The 15894-nt window shown below is 69.7% G+C and carries 16 protein-coding genes and 1 pseudogene; 7 read left to right on the top strand and 10 right to left on the bottom strand.

Annotation, left to right across the window (positions count from 1 at the left end; all coding sequences use genetic code 11):
• Positions 1-98: pseudogene (locus tag DJ82_RS09915) on the top strand (electron transfer flavoprotein subunit beta/FixA family protein); the annotation flags it as partial.
• 86 nt (positions 99-184) lie between these two features.
• On the opposite strand, the gene DJ82_RS09910 reads toward DJ82_RS09915, so the two are convergent.
• Complete coding sequence (locus DJ82_RS09910) at positions 185-1159, bottom strand: C-terminal binding protein (protein WP_094581710.1); 975 nt, start codon at positions 1157-1159, stop codon at positions 185-187.
• A 181-nt stretch (positions 1160-1340) separates the two neighbouring features.
• Between DJ82_RS09910 and DJ82_RS09905 the strand changes: the two genes are divergently transcribed.
• Positions 1341-1616 carry a hypothetical protein gene (locus DJ82_RS09905; protein ID WP_094525877.1) on the top strand — a complete coding sequence of 92 codons (276 nt, stop codon included), beginning with the start codon at positions 1341-1343 and terminating at the stop codon, positions 1614-1616.
• A gap of 106 nt (positions 1617-1722) precedes the next feature.
• Here DJ82_RS09905 and DJ82_RS09900 read toward each other — a convergent pair whose 3' ends face one another.
• Positions 1723-2004 (bottom strand): helix-turn-helix domain-containing protein, encoded by a 282-nt coding sequence (locus DJ82_RS09900; protein WP_094525872.1) that lies wholly within the window; start codon positions 2002-2004, stop codon positions 1723-1725.
• A gap of 289 nt (positions 2005-2293) precedes the next feature.
• Between DJ82_RS09900 and DJ82_RS09895 the strand changes: the two genes are divergently transcribed.
• From DJ82_RS09895 to DJ82_RS09885, 3 genes are all read left to right on the top strand, one after another.
• Positions 2294-2602: a hypothetical protein gene (locus tag DJ82_RS09895; protein WP_094525873.1), complete on the top strand. Its 309-nt coding sequence runs from the start codon at positions 2294-2296 to the stop codon at positions 2600-2602.
• A 1-nt stretch (position 2603) separates the two neighbouring features.
• Positions 2604-4424: a ribosome biogenesis/translation initiation ATPase RLI gene (locus DJ82_RS09890; RefSeq protein ID WP_094525874.1), complete on the top strand. Its 1821-nt coding sequence runs from the start codon at positions 2604-2606 to the stop codon at positions 4422-4424.
• A gap of 103 nt (positions 4425-4527) precedes the next feature.
• Positions 4528-4794 carry an HAH_0734 family protein gene (locus DJ82_RS09885; protein WP_094525875.1) on the top strand — a complete coding sequence of 89 codons (267 nt, stop codon included), beginning with the start codon at positions 4528-4530 and terminating at the stop codon, positions 4792-4794.
• 54 nt (positions 4795-4848) lie between these two features.
• On the opposite strand, the gene DJ82_RS09880 is transcribed toward DJ82_RS09885, so the two are convergent.
• The 3 genes from DJ82_RS09880 to DJ82_RS09870 all read right to left on the bottom strand — a co-directional run bounded on the left by DJ82_RS09880 (position 4849) and on the right by DJ82_RS09870 (position 6370).
• Positions 4849-5511, bottom strand: coding sequence for an L-threonylcarbamoyladenylate synthase (locus DJ82_RS09880; protein WP_176451482.1), 663 nt, complete (start codon positions 5509-5511; stop codon positions 4849-4851).
• Between the two features lie 87 nt (positions 5512-5598).
• Complete coding sequence (locus tag DJ82_RS09875) at positions 5599-6108, bottom strand: redoxin domain-containing protein (RefSeq protein ID WP_094527458.1); 510 nt, start codon at positions 6106-6108, stop codon at positions 5599-5601.
• 1 nt (position 6109) lies between these two features.
• Positions 6110-6370 (bottom strand): glutaredoxin, encoded by a 261-nt coding sequence (locus DJ82_RS09870; protein WP_094525031.1) that lies wholly within the window; start codon positions 6368-6370, stop codon positions 6110-6112.
• Between the two features lie 218 nt (positions 6371-6588).
• Here DJ82_RS09870 and DJ82_RS09865 point away from each other — a divergent pair, with 218 nt between their 5' ends.
• A complete protein-coding gene (locus DJ82_RS09865; protein WP_094581709.1) occupies positions 6589-7962 on the top strand; it encodes a hemolysin family protein in 1374 nt (457 codons plus the stop codon).
• 477 nt (positions 7963-8439) lie between these two features.
• Here DJ82_RS09865 and DJ82_RS09860 read toward each other — a convergent pair whose 3' ends face one another.
• A complete protein-coding gene (locus DJ82_RS09860) occupies positions 8440-9171 on the bottom strand; it encodes a DUF5781 family protein (protein ID WP_094581708.1) in 732 nt (243 codons plus the stop codon).
• 81 nt (positions 9172-9252) lie between these two features.
• Between DJ82_RS09860 and DJ82_RS09855 the strand changes: the two genes are divergently transcribed.
• Positions 9253-10305 carry a hypothetical protein gene (locus DJ82_RS09855; protein ID WP_094581707.1) on the top strand — a complete coding sequence of 351 codons (1053 nt, stop codon included), beginning with the start codon at positions 9253-9255 and terminating at the stop codon, positions 10303-10305.
• A 22-nt stretch (positions 10306-10327) separates the two neighbouring features.
• Here the strand turns inward: DJ82_RS09855 and DJ82_RS09850 are convergent, their stop codons facing one another.
• From DJ82_RS09850 to DJ82_RS09835, 4 genes are all read right to left on the bottom strand, one after another.
• Positions 10328-11053, bottom strand: coding sequence for a queuosine precursor transporter (locus tag DJ82_RS09850; RefSeq protein WP_094528167.1), 726 nt, complete (start codon positions 11051-11053; stop codon positions 10328-10330).
• Positions 11046-11240 carry a type II toxin-antitoxin system ParD family antitoxin gene (locus DJ82_RS09845; RefSeq protein WP_094581706.1) on the bottom strand — a complete coding sequence of 65 codons (195 nt, stop codon included), beginning with the start codon at positions 11238-11240 and terminating at the stop codon, positions 11046-11048. Before DJ82_RS09845 ends, DJ82_RS09850 begins: the two co-directional genes overlap by 8 nt.
• A 420-nt stretch (positions 11241-11660) precedes the next feature.
• Entirely contained in the window at positions 11661-14129 is a 2469-nt protein-coding gene (locus DJ82_RS09840) for an RND family transporter (protein WP_094581705.1), read from the bottom strand.
• Positions 14130-14233: 104 nt separating this feature from the next.
• Positions 14234-15823, bottom strand: a complete 1590-nt coding sequence (locus DJ82_RS09835; protein ID WP_241881490.1) for a COG1361 S-layer family protein — start codon at positions 15821-15823, stop codon at positions 14234-14236.
• Positions 15824-15894 lie beyond the last annotated feature (71 nt).

Genomic DNA, 15894 nt, shown 5'->3' with positions numbered 1-15894 from the left:
ACACCGGGTTCGGCGCGACCGGCGTCGCGCTCGCCGAGCGGATCGGCTTCGAGCACGCCGCGGTCGTCAACGACCTCGAGGTCGACGCGGACGACGGGGGCTCCGGAGACGACGCCGACGACGGCGACGACTTCGACGCCCTCGATCGGCTGTAGCCCGCCTCCGCCCGTCGAGCGCCGGTTCCCTACAGCCAGTCGGCGTCCGGGTCGACCCGCCCCGCCGGCGTCTCGCCGTTGAGGACGGCGGCGACGTCGGCCGCGCCGCTCCGGTTCAGGTCGTCTCTGGCGTCCTCGCTGTACCACGCCGCGTGGGGCGTGACGACGGTGTCCTCGCGACCGACGAGCGGGTCGTCCTCGGGCGGCTCCTCGGCGAGCACGTCGAGCCCGGCGCCCTTGATCGTCCCGGACTCCAGCGCCTCGAGGAGGGCGTCGGCGTCGACGACCGGGCCGCGGCTCACGTTGACGACGACCGAGCCTTCGCCGAGCCGCGCGAGGGCGTCGGCGTCGACGATCCCGCGAGTCGCGTCGGTCAGGGGGGCGTAGACGCCGACGTGGTCGGCGCGGTCGAACAGCGCCTCGAACTCGACCTTCTCGACGCCGTACTCGGCCATTTCGTCGGCGTCCACGAACGGGTCGTGGGCGATCAGCGTCGCGTCGAAGCCGGCGAGCTGCTCGGCGGCGCGCCGGGCGATGGGGCCGAACGAGAGCAGTCCGACCGTCGACGCGCTCACGCGTCGGACCGGGCGGCCGGTCTCCCAGCTCCACCCGCCGGCGGCGACATCGTCGTCGTATGCCTTCAGCGAGCGAAGACAGGCGAGAAGCAGCGAGACGGAGTGGGTCGCCACCTCGTCGGTGCAGTAGTCGGGGACGCGGGTGACGGTGACGCCCTCGTCGGCCGCGGCGCTGACGTCGACGTTGTCGACGCCGACCGCCGACCGGACCACCACCTCGAGGTCGAGCGCCGCGAGCGCCTCGGCGGTGACCGGCGTGTTGATGTCGGTGACGACCGCGTCGGCGCCCGCCGCCGCGTCGCTCACCCGCTCCGCCGACCCCAGGTCGGCGACCTCGATCTCGACTGATTCGTCGACGCGCTCGCCGAGCACCTCGCGGTACGTCTCCGGGTCGATCATCGCGAACGACGACAGGACGACCTTGGCCATATCCCCGCTTTATTCCGCCCCCACTTGATGGCTGGTATTGACGTGTTTAGGCTCTCAAACGTCGATTTTCGATCATGATGTTCTCGATGGGGCGAGCGGGACACCGCGCGGTTCCGGAGGCTCTTTGCGCGCCGGGCGGCTACGTACCGTCGTGACCGACGACAGTTCGACCAAGCCCCCGATGCTCGTCCTCTTGGAGTCGCTGGCGTTCTACCGGAACGTCCGGATCGGGCTCGTCACGGGCGCGGGCCTCGCGCTCCTCCTGTACCTCGTCCGCACGCTGGAGCTGCTCGGACCCGTGATCGACACGCGCGAGTACCCGCTGTTCGGGCCGGAGGTCTGGTTCCTGTTCTTGGCGTTCGTCCTTGCGGCGACGTTCGCGCTGTTAGTCGCCGTCGCGCTCACGATCGCCGAGGCGGCGCGAGGCGCCGGCGAGGTGTCGACGGAGCCCGAGTGAGGAGAGAGCGAGCAGCGACGAGCAAATCGCTCGGCGACGCGAACGACCGTGGAATCGACGGGTCGGACGGGCGCGGACCGATCGGCACGGTCTCAGCGACGCGGTCTCAGTCGGCGGTACAGGAGGCGTCGCTCTCCTCGCCGGTGAACTCCTGGGCCGGCTCGGTGAGCTTGTAGAGGTTCTGTCTGGCGTCCGCGAAGTAGACGTCCTCGTCGACGACCCCGATCCCCTCCAGCCGCTCGAGGGCGTACCGAACGGTCCGGGCCGACAGCATCGACTCCTGTACGATGCCTTTCTGCGTCAGCGGGCCGTTGTACTCGAGCACCTTGAACACGAGCTTGGCGCTCGGCGGGAGGTCGTCGAGCCCCTCCGTTTGGGTTCCTTCCATCGTTACGATTCGAAACCGCACATCGTCATAAATGTTGATGGACCACGGGTGTATTTCGGGTATTTTCCCGCCGAAGTAAGAGAATATTGCTGGTTGTTTCGTTGACAACCAGCAATATAGGCCGCTATATGCCTGTTCGACTGACCAGTCAGTCAGCGATACGGCTCGCGCGCGCTCTCACTCGGGCCCGTGTCGCGCCCGTCTTGACGGCCGACCTCTGCCCTCGCGGTCCCCGGCGTCCGACGGGTGGAACGAACGGCTTTTCACGGGCGCTCGCGGATCCGTTGGTATGAGCGACGACTCGGGCATCTCCGGCCACGCGCGGGGCGTGGTCGTCACGACGATCTGCTGTCTGGCGGGGATCGCCGCCGGCGTCGTCTCGGCCGCCTACGTGGGGACGACCGTGGCCGCGGCCCAGAGCACGACGGTCGTGTTGGTCCTCGGCGCGTTCGTGCTCGCCCAGTACCCGCTGTACAAAGCTATCGGCGTCGGCGACTTCGGCGTCAAAGACAACCTCTACGTGGCGTTCCTGACGTTCACGCTGTGGTTCATCAGCTACACCGTGCTGGCGACGTCAGGCGTCCAGCTGGTGGCGTAAGATGGCCGACGACAGCATCGCCGTAGTTGACCTCGATCGGTGCCAGCCCGACCGGTGTAACTACGAGTGCGCGAACTACTGTCCGCCGAACCGGACGGGCAAGGAGTGCATCACCGAGCGCGGCGAGGACACGGTCGAGGGCGACCCGGACCAGATCCACATCTCCGAGGAGATCTGCCTCGGCGAGACCTGCGGTATCTGCGTCGAGAAGTGCCCGTTCGACGCGATCGAGATCATCAATCTCCCCTCAGAGCTCGACGAGGAACCGGTCCACCGCTACGGCGAGAACGCCTTCTCGCTGTACGGACTTCCGACCCCCGAACCGGGCAACGTCACCGGAATCTTAGGGCCGAACGGGATCGGGAAGTCGACCGCGGTCCACGGGCTCGCCGGCGAGATGATCCCGAACCTCGGCGACCACGAGACGGAGGCCGACTGGGACCGCGTGCTCGACCGGTTCCGCGGCACGGGGCTCCAGAACTACCTCAAGTCGCTGAAGGAGGGCGACGTGAGCGTCTCCCGCAAGCCGCAGTACGTCGACCAGATCCCCAAGCAGTTCGACGGCAACACCCGCGAGCTGCTGGAGCGCACCGACGAGCGCGGGGCGCTTGACGAGCTGATCGACCGGCTCAACATCGCTCCGGTGATGGACCAGGACATCGATTCCATCTCCGGCGGGGAGCTCCAGCGCGTCGCCATCGCGGCGTGTCTGGCCCGCGACGCCGACTTCTACTTTCTCGACGAGATCACGCCGTACCTCGACATCGGCCAGCGGATGATCGTCGCCCGGCTCATCCGCGAGCTGGCGGACGACGACGCCGCCGACCGCTCGATGCTCGTGGTCGAACACGACCTCGCGATCCTCGACCTCCTCGCCGACACCCTCCACGTCGCCTACGGTGAACCGGGCGCGTACGGTGTTATCACCGACCCCAAGTCGGTCCGCAACGGGATCAACGAGTACCTGAAGGGGTACCTCGACAACGAGAACATGCGGATCCGGCCCTCCGCGATCACCTTCGAGGAGCACGCCCCCCGCGTCGCCTCGCGCAGCGAGACGCTGATCGAATACCCCGATATCTCGAAGTCGTACGGCGACGGCGAGTTCGAACTGCACGTCGAGGGCGGCGAGATCAACCAGTCGGAAGTGCTCGGCGTCGTCGGCCCGAACGGGATCGGGAAGTCGACGCTCGCGAAGCTGTTCGCGGGCTCGCTGGAGCCGGACGAGGGGTCGCTCGACTTCGCGCTCGACATCGCGTACAAGCCGCAGTACATCGAGATCGATCAGCCGATGCGCGTCGACGCCTTCCTCTCGTCGATCACCGACGACTTCGGCTCCTCCTACTGGAACACGGAGGTCGCCCAGCCGCTCCAGCTGGAGCGGATCATGGAGCAGAACCTCGCGGACCTGTCGGGCGGGGAGCGCCAACGCGTCGCCATCGCGGCGTGCCTCTCCGAGGACGCCGATCTGTACCTGCTCGACGAGCCCTCCGCGCACCTCGACGTCGAGCAGCGCGTCCGCGCGACGACGGCGATCCGCCGGTACGCCGAGAACCACGACGCGACCGTGATGGTGATCGACCACGACATCTACATGATCGACCTGCTGGCCGACCGCCTGATGGTGTTCGACGGCGAGCCGGCCCAGCGCGGCCGCGCCGCGCCCCCGCAGGACATGCGCGACGGGATGAACGAGTTCCTCGCCGACCTCGACATCACCTTCCGCCGCGACGAGCGCACCGGGCGCCCCCGGATCAACAAGCCGGGCTCGCAGCTCGACAGCAAGCAGAAGCGCGAGGGCGAGTACTACTACTCCGGCTGACGGCGTCGCCGTCCGGCGCCCGACCGCCCGCGGTCGCGGCGCGTTCCCGCGGTCGATCGACCGTATCGAAGCGATTAAGCACGGAACCCGCAAACGACGGAGTATGCAACACCTCATCATTCGCGGCGACCCCGGGATCCGGCGGGACGCGGTGATCGAGTACGAGGGCGAGGAGCTGGTCTGTTTCGGTATCAACGTTCAGGGCGGCTGGCACGGCCCGGACGAGCCCCAGCTCTGGTGTACGGTCGGGACCGAGGACGAGCGCGAGGCGTACGACAAGCGGGAGTACGTCCCTCACTGGCTCGACGTCGACGCGGTCGACGCGGCGGAGGTCGAGGTTCTGAGCGAGAAAGGCGATCTCGCGGTCTGAACCCGTCGCGGTTCCGCTTTTTCGACGCTCTGTTTCCGGTGCGAACCCGCCCGCTCAGACCGGCGGGTCCGCCAGCCACGCCTCGATCGCGCCCGCCATCGCGCCGCGGCGGTGGATCGTCCCCGCCGCCGGGTCGACGACGGTGCTCTCCGTGCCGGGCGCCTCGCCGTCGTCGATCACCGCGCCGACGCCCTCGAGGATCCGGTCGTCGAGGTCGTCGGGGCGCGTGACGCTCCCGGTCCCGGAGACGTTCGCGCTCGTCGCGGTGAGTGGTCCGGTCTCGCGGAGGAGCGCCCTCGCGACCGGCTGGTCGGGGACCCGGACCCCGACCCGGTCGCTGCCGGCGGTGAGCGCGTCGGGGACCGCGTCGCCGCGCTCGACGACGACCGTCACGGGACCGGGGAGGAACGCCCGGGCGAACGCGACCGCGAACTCCGTGGGGCGGGCGTATCGGAGCGCGTCGTCGACGCTCGCGACGCCCAGTGAGAGCGGGTTCGACCGGTCGCGACGCTTCAGGTCGAAGACGCGTTCGACCGCGTCCGGATCGAGCGCGTCCCCGCCGAGCCCGTACACCGTCTCCGTGGGGTAGACGACGAGCTCGCCGTCGGCGACCGCCGCGGCCGCACGCCGCACGTCCTCCCGCCGGCTCACTGCGTCGCGTCCGGGTTCGGGCTCGGACCCCGAGCGAGGCTCCCGGTCGTCGGCGTCGTCCGTCATACGCGCTCATTCGGTCGCAGTTTAAAAAAGGATGGCGTGTGTCGACGGCGCGGTCGCACGCGAACCGCGTCGGCGCCGACGGCGGCCTCAGTCGACGAGTCGGCCGACCGCGTCGTCGATCTCCTCGGCGTCGGGGAACTCGGGGTGTTCGCTCGCGACCCACGCGTACTCGACGGCGCGGTCGCCGTCGAGGAGGAACACGGCGGGCCGCGTCTCGGTGACCCCGGTCATGCCGTCGATGTCGTGGGCGAGACCGTACTCCTCGATCACGCCCGCGCTCGGGTCCGAGAAGATCCGGACGCCCTCACCGCGCTCGGCGAGCAGGCGCTTGTGGGCGTACGGCGACGAGATCGAGAGGCCGAGGACGTCGAGGTCGTCGGCCCACCCGTGGTCGTCGATCGTGTTGTACAGGTACGTCGCCTGGAAGGCGCCGTCCATCGGGTGAAAGACGAGAAGCGTCGGCCCGTCGACGGCGTCGTCGAGCGCGGCGTCCTCCCAGTACTCCTCGTTCACGAGGGGGCGAGTGAAGTCGGGCGCCACGTCGCCCTCGGCGACGTGCTCCGTCTCGGGGAGAGAGACGACGTCGAAATCGGGCATCTCAGGAACCTCCCTCGCCGTACGTACCCTCTAGGTACTCGACGATGTTCGCGCTCTCGGACATCGTCACGCCGGTCTCGCGGTCGACGATCGCCGGGACGCTCCGGGCCCCGGAGACGCGCTTGACCGCGTTCCGCTCCGAGTGCATCGGCTCGACGTACCGGGACTCGTACTCCAGCCCGAACCGGCTCAGGGTCCGGACGACGCGCTCGCAGTACGGGCACGCCTGCAGTCTGTACAGGGTGATCTGTGGTTTCGTCATGGCACTCGATTCGGCCGCGGGACGTGTAATCGTGTCGGCCGCGGCACGCTCCGCGGATCGGCCCTCCGTTCCGCCGGCGATCGGTCGAGTCGTCCGTTCGTTCCGCCGGTGATGCGCCGATTCGTCCGTTCGTTCCGCCGGTGATCCGCCGGATCGTCCGCCGGCCCGGGTCGCCGAAAGTAATCCTTTAACCATCCGCCGACGGAAGACGAATGAACATGGGCTTGCCGCCGAGCACGCTGACGGCCGATCTGCTACAGCTGCCGACGCCGGGGGATAACACCGTGATCGCCCTCGGCGTCCTCGCGATCGCTGTGCTGGTCGGTCTGTCCGCGTTCTTCTCCTCATCGGAAATCGCGATGTTCTCCCTGCCGCAGCACCGCGTCGACAGCCTCGTCGACGAGGGCGTCAAGGGCGCGAAGACGATCCAGGAGATGAAGGAGAACCCGCACCGCCTGCTGGTGACGATCCTCGTCGGCAACAACATCGTCAACGTCGCGATGACCTCCATCGCGACCGCGCTGTTCGGATTCTTCCTCTCGCGGGGCGAGTCGGTCCTGGCGACGACGTTCGGGATCACGACGCTGGTGCTGATCTTCGGCGAGAGCGCGCCCAAGTCGTACGCCGTCGAGAACACCGAGTCGTGGGCGCTCCGGATCGCCCGCCCGCTGAAGGCCTCGGAGTACGCGCTGTACCCGCTGGTGGTGTTGTTCGACTACATCGTGAAGGGCGTCAACAGCGTCATCGGGGGCTCCGCGGCGATCGAGTCGACGTACGTCACCCGCGACGAGATCCAGGACATCATCGAGACGGGCGAGCGCGAGGGCGTCATCGAGGAGGAGGAGCGCGAGATGCTCGACCGGATCTTCCGGTTCAACAACACCATCGCCAAGGAGGTGATGACGCCTCGCCTCGACGTCACCGCGGTCGCCAAAGAGCAGTCGGTCGAGGAGGCGATCGAGACGTGTATCCAGGCCGACCACGAGCGCGTTCCCGTCTACGAGGGGAACCTCGACAACATCATCGGCGTGGTGACCGTCCGAGACCTGGTCCGCGAGCTGCGCTACTCCGAGGGCGAGCCCTCGCTGGCGCGGGTCGTCAAGCCGACGCTGCACGTCCCCGAGTCGAAGAACGCCGACGAGCTGCTCGCGACGATGCAGGAGAACCGCCTCCAGATGGTCACCGTCATCGACGAGTTCGGCACCACCGAGGGGATCATCACTTTAGAGGACATGGTCGAGGAGATCGTCGGGGAGATCCTGGAGGGCGACGAGGAGGCGCCCGTCGAGTTCCTCGAGGAGAACGTCGCCGTCGTCCAGGGGGAGGTGAACATCGACGAGGTCAACGAGATCCTCGGCATCGACCTCCCCGAGGGCGAGGAGTTCGAGACGCTCGCCGGCTTCGTGTTCAACCGCGCCGGCCGGCTCGTCGAGGAGGGCGAGGAGATCGAGTTCGACGGGGTCCGGATCCGCATCGAGCGCGTGGACAACACCCGGATCATGTCGGCGCGCGTAACGGTTCTCGACGTCGACGACGGGAGCGGAGACAGGGAGGTCGGCGAGACCGAGACGCCGACCGACGACGCGGCGTAGGCGGTTTATACGGACGTTTTCGTCAGTGGCGCGGAGAGGATTCGCCGACACCGTGTCGATTTATAAATCACCGTCGTCGCCAGCGGCGCGTAGTACATCCGTGAGGTCCCAGCCGCTCGGCCGTACGCGGTTGAAACCAGATCTCCGGCGAACGGCTCCAAAGCCCCAGCCGTGAGGGGCGCGGACGCTCGCTGCGCTCCTCAGTCGCTCGTTTCACTCGCTCTCTGCGGTGCTTGCGTCGCCTCCGCGCCCCTCACGGCTGCCCCTTTGAGTCCCACCCGACCGCACCGCAACCGCACCTCGCGCCTCCCCAGCCTCGTCGCTGGCGCCGACGGCGCCAGCGACTCCCTCGCGCGTGCTCCTCGGCCGCGAGGCGGCCTCGCAGGCACGCGCCGACCGCACTGTTCATTTATAAATGATCGTCCCCAGTCGCTCGTACCCCGTTTGAACCGTCGCCCTCAACCCTTCCCCGCGCTCTCACACCGCGTACGCCCGCGCGGCGCCGACGAGCGCCTTGCGGTAGTCGCTCTCGGTGGGGTCGGGACCGAGCGCGAGGAACCGCTCCTTGAAGGCGTCGACGTCGACCGAATCGGTGTCGCTGCCGGCGGCGCGCGCGAGGTCGTAGATGCGGTGGTCCGGGCCGGCGATGCCGTGGCGCTCGATGAGCGCGAGCGCGAACGCGGCGTTGACCGCGGTGATCTCCGGGTCGGCGCCGGCCGTCACGGGCGGCGAGCCGTCCCGCGAGACGGCCGGGCGGTCGGCCACCGCCGCCGCGAGGGTGGACTCCAGGAAGCCGAGGAGCTTGTCCGCGGGCGCGACGGAGAGGGTGATGTCGTCGGCGTAGATGTCTTTCATGTGGTTCGCGATTTGGTAGCAGTGCGCGAGCTTGCGGCGCTCTACTTTCTCCCCGGCGAGGCCTAAGTACAGCGCCTCCTCGGTCGACTGGACGTGAGAGGCGTGGCCCTCCTCGTAGCGGGCCATGTGCGAGAGCTCGTGGACGGCCAGCTCGCGGGCCATCGCGCTGGTGGCGGCGCGCTTCGAGACGTTGAGGACGTGGTAGCCGTCGTAGTGACCGGCCCACGTCCGCTCGTCGGGGTCCCCGCGCACCTTCACGTGGACGGGGTCGGCCAGCGAGCACTCGGTCTCGAACAGGTCGGCGGCGCCGAGAAACGGGTCGGGGGGAACGTCACCCTGCACGCGGAGATCCATGCTTACCGTTCACACGGCAGCGCCGGGTAAGTCTCTTGCGCCCGTCGAAGGCTTTTGTCGCGACGCGTCGAACTCCGTACCATGCGCACACGCGTCTACGCGGCCTACGACGACGGGCTCAGAGTCGTCGACCCCGAGACGGGGGCGGTCGACGAGCGGCTGGCGGACCGCGCGGTCGAGTGCCTCTTGATCGCTCCCGGCGCCGAGCGGAGCGACGGGGCCCGGCCCGCGGCCGCCCGCGCCCGCGTGTTCGCCGGGACGTTCGACGCCGGGCTGTTCCGCTCCGTCGACGGCGGCGAGACGTTCGACCGGGTCGCCGCCGAGACGCTCGGACCCGGCGGCTCGGGCCCGGACGCGGTCACCGCGGTCGCGGCGAGCCCGCACGCCCCCTCGGTCGTCTGGATCGGAACGGAGCCCTCGCGGGTCTACCGCTCGACCGACGGCGGGGAGACGGTCGAGCCGGTCGGGGGATTGACCGCCGTTCCGTCGGCGTCCGAGTGGTCGTTCCCGCCGCGTCCGGACACCCACCACGTCCGGTGGATCGAGCCCTGCCCGGCGGACCCGGAGCGGTGGTTCGTGGGCGTCGAGGCGGGCGCGCTCGTCGTCACGCCGGACGGCGGGGAGACGTGGGTCGACCGGCCCGAGGGCTCCCGGCGCGACAACCACGCGCTCGCGACGCACCCGGACGCGCCCGACCGGGTCTACGCGGCCGCGGGCGACGGGTTCGCGGAGAGCCGCGATCGGGGGCAGACGTGGCGCGCCGTCGACGCTGGGCTCGCCCACGGCTACGTGTGGGGGATCGCCGTCGACCCCGGCGACCCGGAGACCGTCCTCGTGAGCGCGGCGTCGGGCGCGGGCGCGGCGCACCGCCGCGGCGAGGCGTACCTGTATCGCCGGACTCCGGGCGTCGACTCCGCCTCGGGGCCGCGCTTCGAGCGGCTCGACGACCGGGGGATCCCCACCGGCGAGGGCACCTACCGAGCGGTCCTCGCGAGCGGGCGGGAGTCCGGAGAGATCTGGGCGCTGCACGACGAGGGACTGTATCGCACCGGCGACGCCGGCGACTCCTTCGAGCGCGTGTCGGCGACCCTGCCCGGGCGAGCCGCGCGGGCGCTGGCCGTCGGGGGCGACTGACCGGCGAGTAACCGGAGGAGGGCTACTCCCGAACGGCGCCCACGACGAGGTAGACGATCGGGGTGTCGAGGACGGCGATCGCGAGTTTGAGGAGGTACTGGCCGAGCCCGAGCGCGAGGAGGAGCGACGGGTCGAACGGCTCGCCGGTGCCGAGCAGGATCGGCGCCGCGTAGAACGCGACGCTCACGAAGATGGCGGTGTCGAGCGCCTGACTCGTCGCGGTCGAGGCGACGTTGCGCAGCCACAGCATGTCGGGACCGGTGCGGTCGCGGATCGCGTGGAAGACGAACACGTCCCAGTTCTGGCTCACCACGTACGCGAGCAGGCTACCGGCGACGACCCCGGTCGCCGGGGCGAGCGCGGTCTCGAACGCGGCCGAGACCTCGGGGTTCACGCCCGGGGCGGCGAGCGTCGACCAGACCAAGGCGAGCACGAGGAAGTTCGCGAGGAACGCGACGTTGACGACCACCTGCGTCGCGCGGCGGCCGTACAGCTCGGCGTAGCAGTCGGACGCGAGGAACGTCAGCGCGTACGCGAGCGCGGCGCCCGGAAGGGTGATCTCGGGGCCGACGACCGGGAGCGCGACCGGGAGCGGGAGCGCGATCACCTTCGCGGCCGTGAGCTGCGCGGTCGCGAGCGCGACGACGAACAGGGTGATCAGGCCGACCGCGGCCAGCGCGGCGCGGTCGAAGGGGTCGACCGCGAAGGGGCCGCCGGTCCCGGTGGCGCCCCGCGTCCGGCTACTCATCGCTCGCCTCGTCGCTCGCGGCGTCGAGCCGGTCGTGGCGCGCGTCGATCTCGTCGAGCAGATCGAGCGTCTTCCGGATCGACGCTCTGACGGCGTCGCTGCGGTTCACGAACTTCCCGTCGTCGCCGACGTGCTCGTCGAGGTCCTCGAGCAGTTCGCCCGGAATCTCGACGCTTATCTTGGGCATATCGCTCCGTCCACTCCCGATTGATAAGAGCGTTCTTATTCGAGGACTCTCTCGAGAATATCGGCCCGGGCGACGTCGCGGTTCGGTCGGTTCGCGGCCGTCGCCGTCGATCGGTCGGACCGCGGGCCGCGCGAGCGCGGCGTGTGCCTCTGCGGATCGACCCGCGGCGAGCCGACGCCGGGGTAACCGCTCGGAGCGTCGGGGGAACGCGACGCGGTCGGGTACGACCCCCTACCCGAAGTCGCAGGAGTCGCCGGCGGCTTTCAGCCGGCCGCAACGAGAGGTTGCGCTCTCGCCCCGCGTTCGACCGCGCCGAGGGACTTGTACGGCCTCCGCGGGCTTGACCTTCTTGCAGGTGGGCGCTCCCGGCGCACGAACGGCGCGGGCGGCGCGACGGCGAACCGCTCTCGGGGTCGGCCCTTAGGCGTCGCGGGCGCGGCCGACGACCGAGCCGCCGTTCTGATAGTCGTCCCACAGGAACAGCGCCGGCGGCAGCGCGACCACCGAGAGCACGAACGAGTAGACGACGCTCAACGCGATCAACAGCCCGAAGTCGCCGAGCACGGGCGTGATGGCGAGCGCGAGAGCGCCCGTACCGAGCGCCGTCGTGAGCATGCTACCCGTGAGCGCGCCGCCGGTCCCGGTCAGCGTCGTGCGGAGCGAGGCCGCGACGTCGTCGTTCTCCTTGAACTCGTCGATGAACCGGGCGGTGATGTGGACGGAGTAGGCGATCCCGATCCCGATCGCGATAGAGAGGATCGTCGCGGTCAGGGCGTTGAGCGGCAGCCCGAGCAGCCGCATCGTTCCCACCAACGAGGCGACGGCGATCACGATCGGGAACACGTTCACGATCCCGAGCAGGGGCATCCCCTCTAAGACCCCGTAGGTGATCACGAGGAACACGCCGGTCAACACCACGGCGAGGACGAGGCCCTGAATCGCCGACTCGAAGATGATCCCCGTGATCGCGTCGAAGACGACGATCTGGCCGGTCGCGGTCGCGGTGTAGCGGAACCGGTCCGCCTGTTCGCTCGCGTCGGCGGCGACCTCACTCTGCGTCGCGCCGCTCTCGACGGTGTACTCGATCTGTGCCCCCCGGCGGTCGTCGGTGAGATACCGCGACGCCCGGTCCCCGGCGGGCGAGTCGAACAGCTCCTCGTAGATGCGTTCGAGATTCCGGTCGGGTATCCCGTTTCCGTCCCTGTCGTTGCGCGCGACCAACGCCGCGAACTCCTCGTCGGACCGCGCGTGCGACCGTATCACCGTCAGGATGCTCGTCGTCTCGGCCCCGCCGTTCGGCCCGACGGCGAGCGTCCCCGGGGGATCGTCGTTGGGCTCTGCGAGGGCCTCTAACGCGTGGTCCTCGCGTAACGACCCCTCTACAAATATCGTTATCGACGCGTCCTGGCTCGCCGCGAAGTTGTCCTCGAGCAGGTTCAGCGTCTCCGTCACGGTGTAATCGCCGGGGGCGAACGGCTCCGGGAAGTACTCCACGTACCCCGCTTCCTCCTCCGGCGGGAGGAAGTCCTCCTGTTCGAACGTCGTGTCGATGCCCGCGCCGTACGCGCCGAGCCCCGCGGAGGCGACGAGCAGGACCGCGATGAACACCGCGGGCGCGCGCTCGCCGACCGTCACGGAGACGGACAGCAACCGGCCGAGCGCCGACTCCTCCGAGGCGATCGGCGTCGACCCGAACTCCGGGACGCCGTAGCGCTCGCGGAGCCGGTCGATCTCCAGCTTCGCCGCCGGGAGGAACAGCCCGAAGATCAGGAAGGTGAACACGATCCCGACCGCCGAGACGACCCCGAGGTTCCGGATCGGGTCGAGGTCGGAGACGACGTTCGCGCCGAACCCGAACACCGCGGTGACGGTGACGATGACGAAGGCGATCGCCAGCTGGTTCGCCGCGATCCGCATCGCGGGGACGGCGTCGTACCCCTGCACCGTCTCCTCGCGGTAGCGGTTGACGAAGTGGATCCCGAAGTCGACGCCGACCGCCAGCAGCAACACCGGCACCGCGATCTGCTGTTGGTCGAACGGTATCCCGGAGAAGCCCAGGAATCCGAAGGTCCAGATCAGCGTCATCAACAGCGCGAACAGCCCGAGCGCGAGATCGATCGGGTCCCGGTAGGCGACGACGAGGAAGCCCAACAGCAGGACCACGACGATGGGCATGACGATGAGCAGCGAGTCGCCGATGATCTGCCCCGTCTCGGCGTTGATGATCCCGGAGCCGAACACGCGGACGTCGGCCGGGCTGTCGTCGGCGAGCGCGCGGACGTCCGTCTGAAGCCCCTGCAGGTCGTCGAAGCCGCTCGGGACGTCGTGGGAGATCACCGTCACCGTCGTCGACGCCGACGCCGAGTTCGGGTTGAAGTCGTCCGAGACGACGGCCGAAAACCGCTCGCTCTCGCTCGCCCGCCGGATCGCCCGCCGGACCTCCGCGTCGGTCGCCGATTCGACCGCGCGCCGCTGGGCCGCCGGCGTCCGCGCCGTCGGGTCGAGCGTCTGCGCGACGACCGTCGCGGGGCCGTTCGCGGACGCCACGCGCAGGTCCTCCCGCTCGTCGAGCCGCTCTAACAGCCGGAGCATCGTGAGCAGCTCCTCGCGGTCGAGGACGTTCGTTCCGTCGTGGATCAGCTGCGTGGTCTCCTCGTCGGTCGCGAACGGGTCCTCGAACTCGGTCTCGATCGCGTCCAGCGCCTCCTGCTCCGGGAGGTCCTCGGAGAACCCCTCAGTAGCGTCGGTCTGCGTCTCGACGGCGGTCATCCCGCCGGCGAAGACGGCCGTCGCCACGAGGAACAGCGCGACGACGGCCCGCGGTCGCGTGACGATCAGCTCGTTGAGCCGCTCGACGTTCGCCTCGACCCACTGGCCCGCTCGACCCATCTATTCCCTCTGGAGCACGTACGCGCCGGCTCCGATCACGACCACCGCGACGAGGGCGACGAGACCGAGCCCCACGGGGAACCCGCCCTCGCCCTCCACGACGGTTATCGGCACCCGGGTCGTGTCCGACAGTTGGCTGTTACCGTCCGCGTCGTCGTAGCGGAAGTCGAACGATATCGGGTACGTCTTCGCCGTGCCCGAGCCCGCCGCCGACAGGTCGAAGGTGAGGGTCGTCGACTCGCCGGGCGCGAGCTCGGAGACGAACCCCTCGTCGTTGCCGCTGTCGAGGGGGGAGTCGGCGAACAGCCGCGCCTCGACGTCCGGACCGGCTCGTCGAGGTTGTTCGTCAGCGTCACCTCGAGGGCGCGCTGTCCGCCCGCCTCGATCTCGCGGTCGTCGACTTCCACGAGGAACTGGTCCCGCTCCGGTTGCACCTCGTAGAGCAGCTCGACGTCCTGGTACGCGCGGGTCTCGAACTCGGCGTTGCGGTACCGGACCGCGATGTCGGCCGTCCGGTCGATCGCCTTCGCCTCCTCGCCGATCTCGACCGGGAGCCGGAACTCGCCGGACTCGCCCGGCGCCAGCGTGCCGACCGCGACGCTGCGCTCGATGGGGATCACGTTCTGGGACTGCTCGGCGAACTGAATCACCACGTTGCGTGCCTCGTCCGGCCCCTCGTTCGTCACGGTGCCGGTGATCTCGCCCTCCTCGCCGACGTGCAGGTCGGACTCGACGCCGGTGACCGAGAAGCGCTGTTCGGGCCCGGGGACCACGCCGGCGGAGACGCTCTCGTCGACGCGCTGGAGGCCCTGGCTCGTTTCGAACGTGACGGTCCCGCTCAGCGCGTACTCGCGGACGGGCGCGCCCGGTGCGAACCCGACATCGTACCGCACGGTCGTCGTCTCGCCGGGCGCCAGCTCGTCGATCCGGGCGGCGTCGCTGGCGCGTTCGCCGAACGCGAGGCCGCCGCTCGCGGACTCGAAGGCGACGGTCGCGTCGCGGGCGACGTCGGCGCCGACGTTCTCGATCTCGGCTTCGAGGGTTCCCTCGCCCCCGATCCGGGCGTCGGTCGTGACGTTCACGACCTCGAAGCGGGCGTCGTCTGAGATGCGGACGTCGACCTCGGCGTCGACGGTCTCCTCGCGGTCGATGGTGACGCCGCCGGACTGCTGGTAGGTGTACGAGTACTCCAGCTCGACGTCGAGCTCGTAACTCCCCTGCTCGACGTCCTCGGGGACGTTCACCGCGACGGTCGCCTCGCCCGGCCGGTTCTCGGTGACCGAGCCGATCGCGAGGGTGCCGGTCTCGACGTCGAGCGGGGTGCCGCCGGCGTCGGCGGTCACGCGGACGTTTCGCGCGGTGGTGACGATTTCGCGCGTCTGGCCGGTGCCGAGGTCCATGTCGCCGTCGTTCGATATCTGCAGGGTGAGCTCGTTCGTCCGCCCTGGAGTGAGGGTCGCGCTCGGGGTCGTCACGCTCAGCTCGGGCGAGCCTCGGACGAGCCCGCCTCCCGTCTGGAAGGGCGTCGTCCCGCCGGTCGCGGCGCCGGCGCTCGGCGTCGCGACCGCCGCGTCCGCGTCGAGGCTCGCCGCGCTCGCCTCCCCGGTCGGCGTCGCCCCCACGGCGAACCCGGCCGTCCCGCTCGTTACAAGCGCCAGTACCACGATCACGACGAGAACTGTGTTGCGTCTCATGCTGAATCGAACGTCGCGGCGGCGTCCCGCGGCCCCGCGTCGGGGGCCGGGCGGCCCGGATCCGGCGTCGA

Source organism: Halorubrum sp. Ib24, assembly GCF_002252745.1.
In the GTDB taxonomy this organism is placed as follows: Archaea; Halobacteriota; Halobacteria; order Halobacteriales; family Haloferacaceae; genus Halorubrum.
This window is presented reverse-complemented; position numbering and strand designations above follow the sequence as displayed.

What these genes read in the sequence shown, in the direction of transcription:
- DJ82_RS09910 (WP_094581710.1), bottom strand. Translation starts at nt 1,159, where the DNA reads ATGGCCAAGGTCGTCCTGTCGTCGTTCGCGATGATCGACCCGGAGACG.
- DJ82_RS09905 (WP_094525877.1), top strand. Translation starts at nt 1,341, where the DNA reads ATGCTCGTCCTCTTGGAGTCGCTGGCGTTCTACCGGAACGTCCGGATC.
- DJ82_RS09900 (WP_094525872.1), bottom strand. Translation starts at nt 2,004, where the DNA reads ATGGAAGGAACCCAAACGGAGGGGCTCGACGACCTCCCGCCGAGCGCC.
- DJ82_RS09895 (WP_094525873.1), top strand. Translation starts at nt 2,294, where the DNA reads ATGAGCGACGACTCGGGCATCTCCGGCCACGCGCGGGGCGTGGTCGTC.
- DJ82_RS09890 (WP_094525874.1), top strand. Translation starts at nt 2,604, where the DNA reads ATGGCCGACGACAGCATCGCCGTAGTTGACCTCGATCGGTGCCAGCCC.
- DJ82_RS09885 (WP_094525875.1), top strand. Translation starts at nt 4,528, where the DNA reads ATGCAACACCTCATCATTCGCGGCGACCCCGGGATCCGGCGGGACGCG.
- DJ82_RS09880 (WP_176451482.1), bottom strand. Translation starts at nt 5,511, where the DNA reads ATGACGGACGACGCCGACGACCGGGAGCCTCGCTCGGGGTCCGAGCCC.
- DJ82_RS09875 (WP_094527458.1), bottom strand. Translation starts at nt 6,108, where the DNA reads ATGCCCGATTTCGACGTCGTCTCTCTCCCCGAGACGGAGCACGTCGCC.
- DJ82_RS09870 (WP_094525031.1), bottom strand. Translation starts at nt 6,370, where the DNA reads ATGACGAAACCACAGATCACCCTGTACAGACTGCAGGCGTGCCCGTAC.
- DJ82_RS09865 (WP_094581709.1), top strand. Translation starts at nt 6,589, where the DNA reads ATGGGCTTGCCGCCGAGCACGCTGACGGCCGATCTGCTACAGCTGCCG.
- DJ82_RS09860 (WP_094581708.1), bottom strand. Translation starts at nt 9,171, where the DNA reads ATGGATCTCCGCGTGCAGGGTGACGTTCCCCCCGACCCGTTTCTCGGC.
- DJ82_RS09855 (WP_094581707.1), top strand. Translation starts at nt 9,253, where the DNA reads ATGCGCACACGCGTCTACGCGGCCTACGACGACGGGCTCAGAGTCGTC.
- DJ82_RS09850 (WP_094528167.1), bottom strand. Translation starts at nt 11,053, where the DNA reads ATGAGTAGCCGGACGCGGGGCGCCACCGGGACCGGCGGCCCCTTCGCG.
- DJ82_RS09845 (WP_094581706.1), bottom strand. Translation starts at nt 11,240, where the DNA reads ATGCCCAAGATAAGCGTCGAGATTCCGGGCGAACTGCTCGAGGACCTC.
- DJ82_RS09840 (WP_094581705.1), bottom strand. Translation starts at nt 14,129, where the DNA reads ATGGGTCGAGCGGGCCAGTGGGTCGAGGCGAACGTCGAGCGGCTCAAC.
- DJ82_RS09835 (WP_241881490.1), bottom strand. Translation starts at nt 15,823, where the DNA reads ATGAGACGCAACACAGTTCTCGTCGTGATCGTGGTACTGGCGCTTGTA.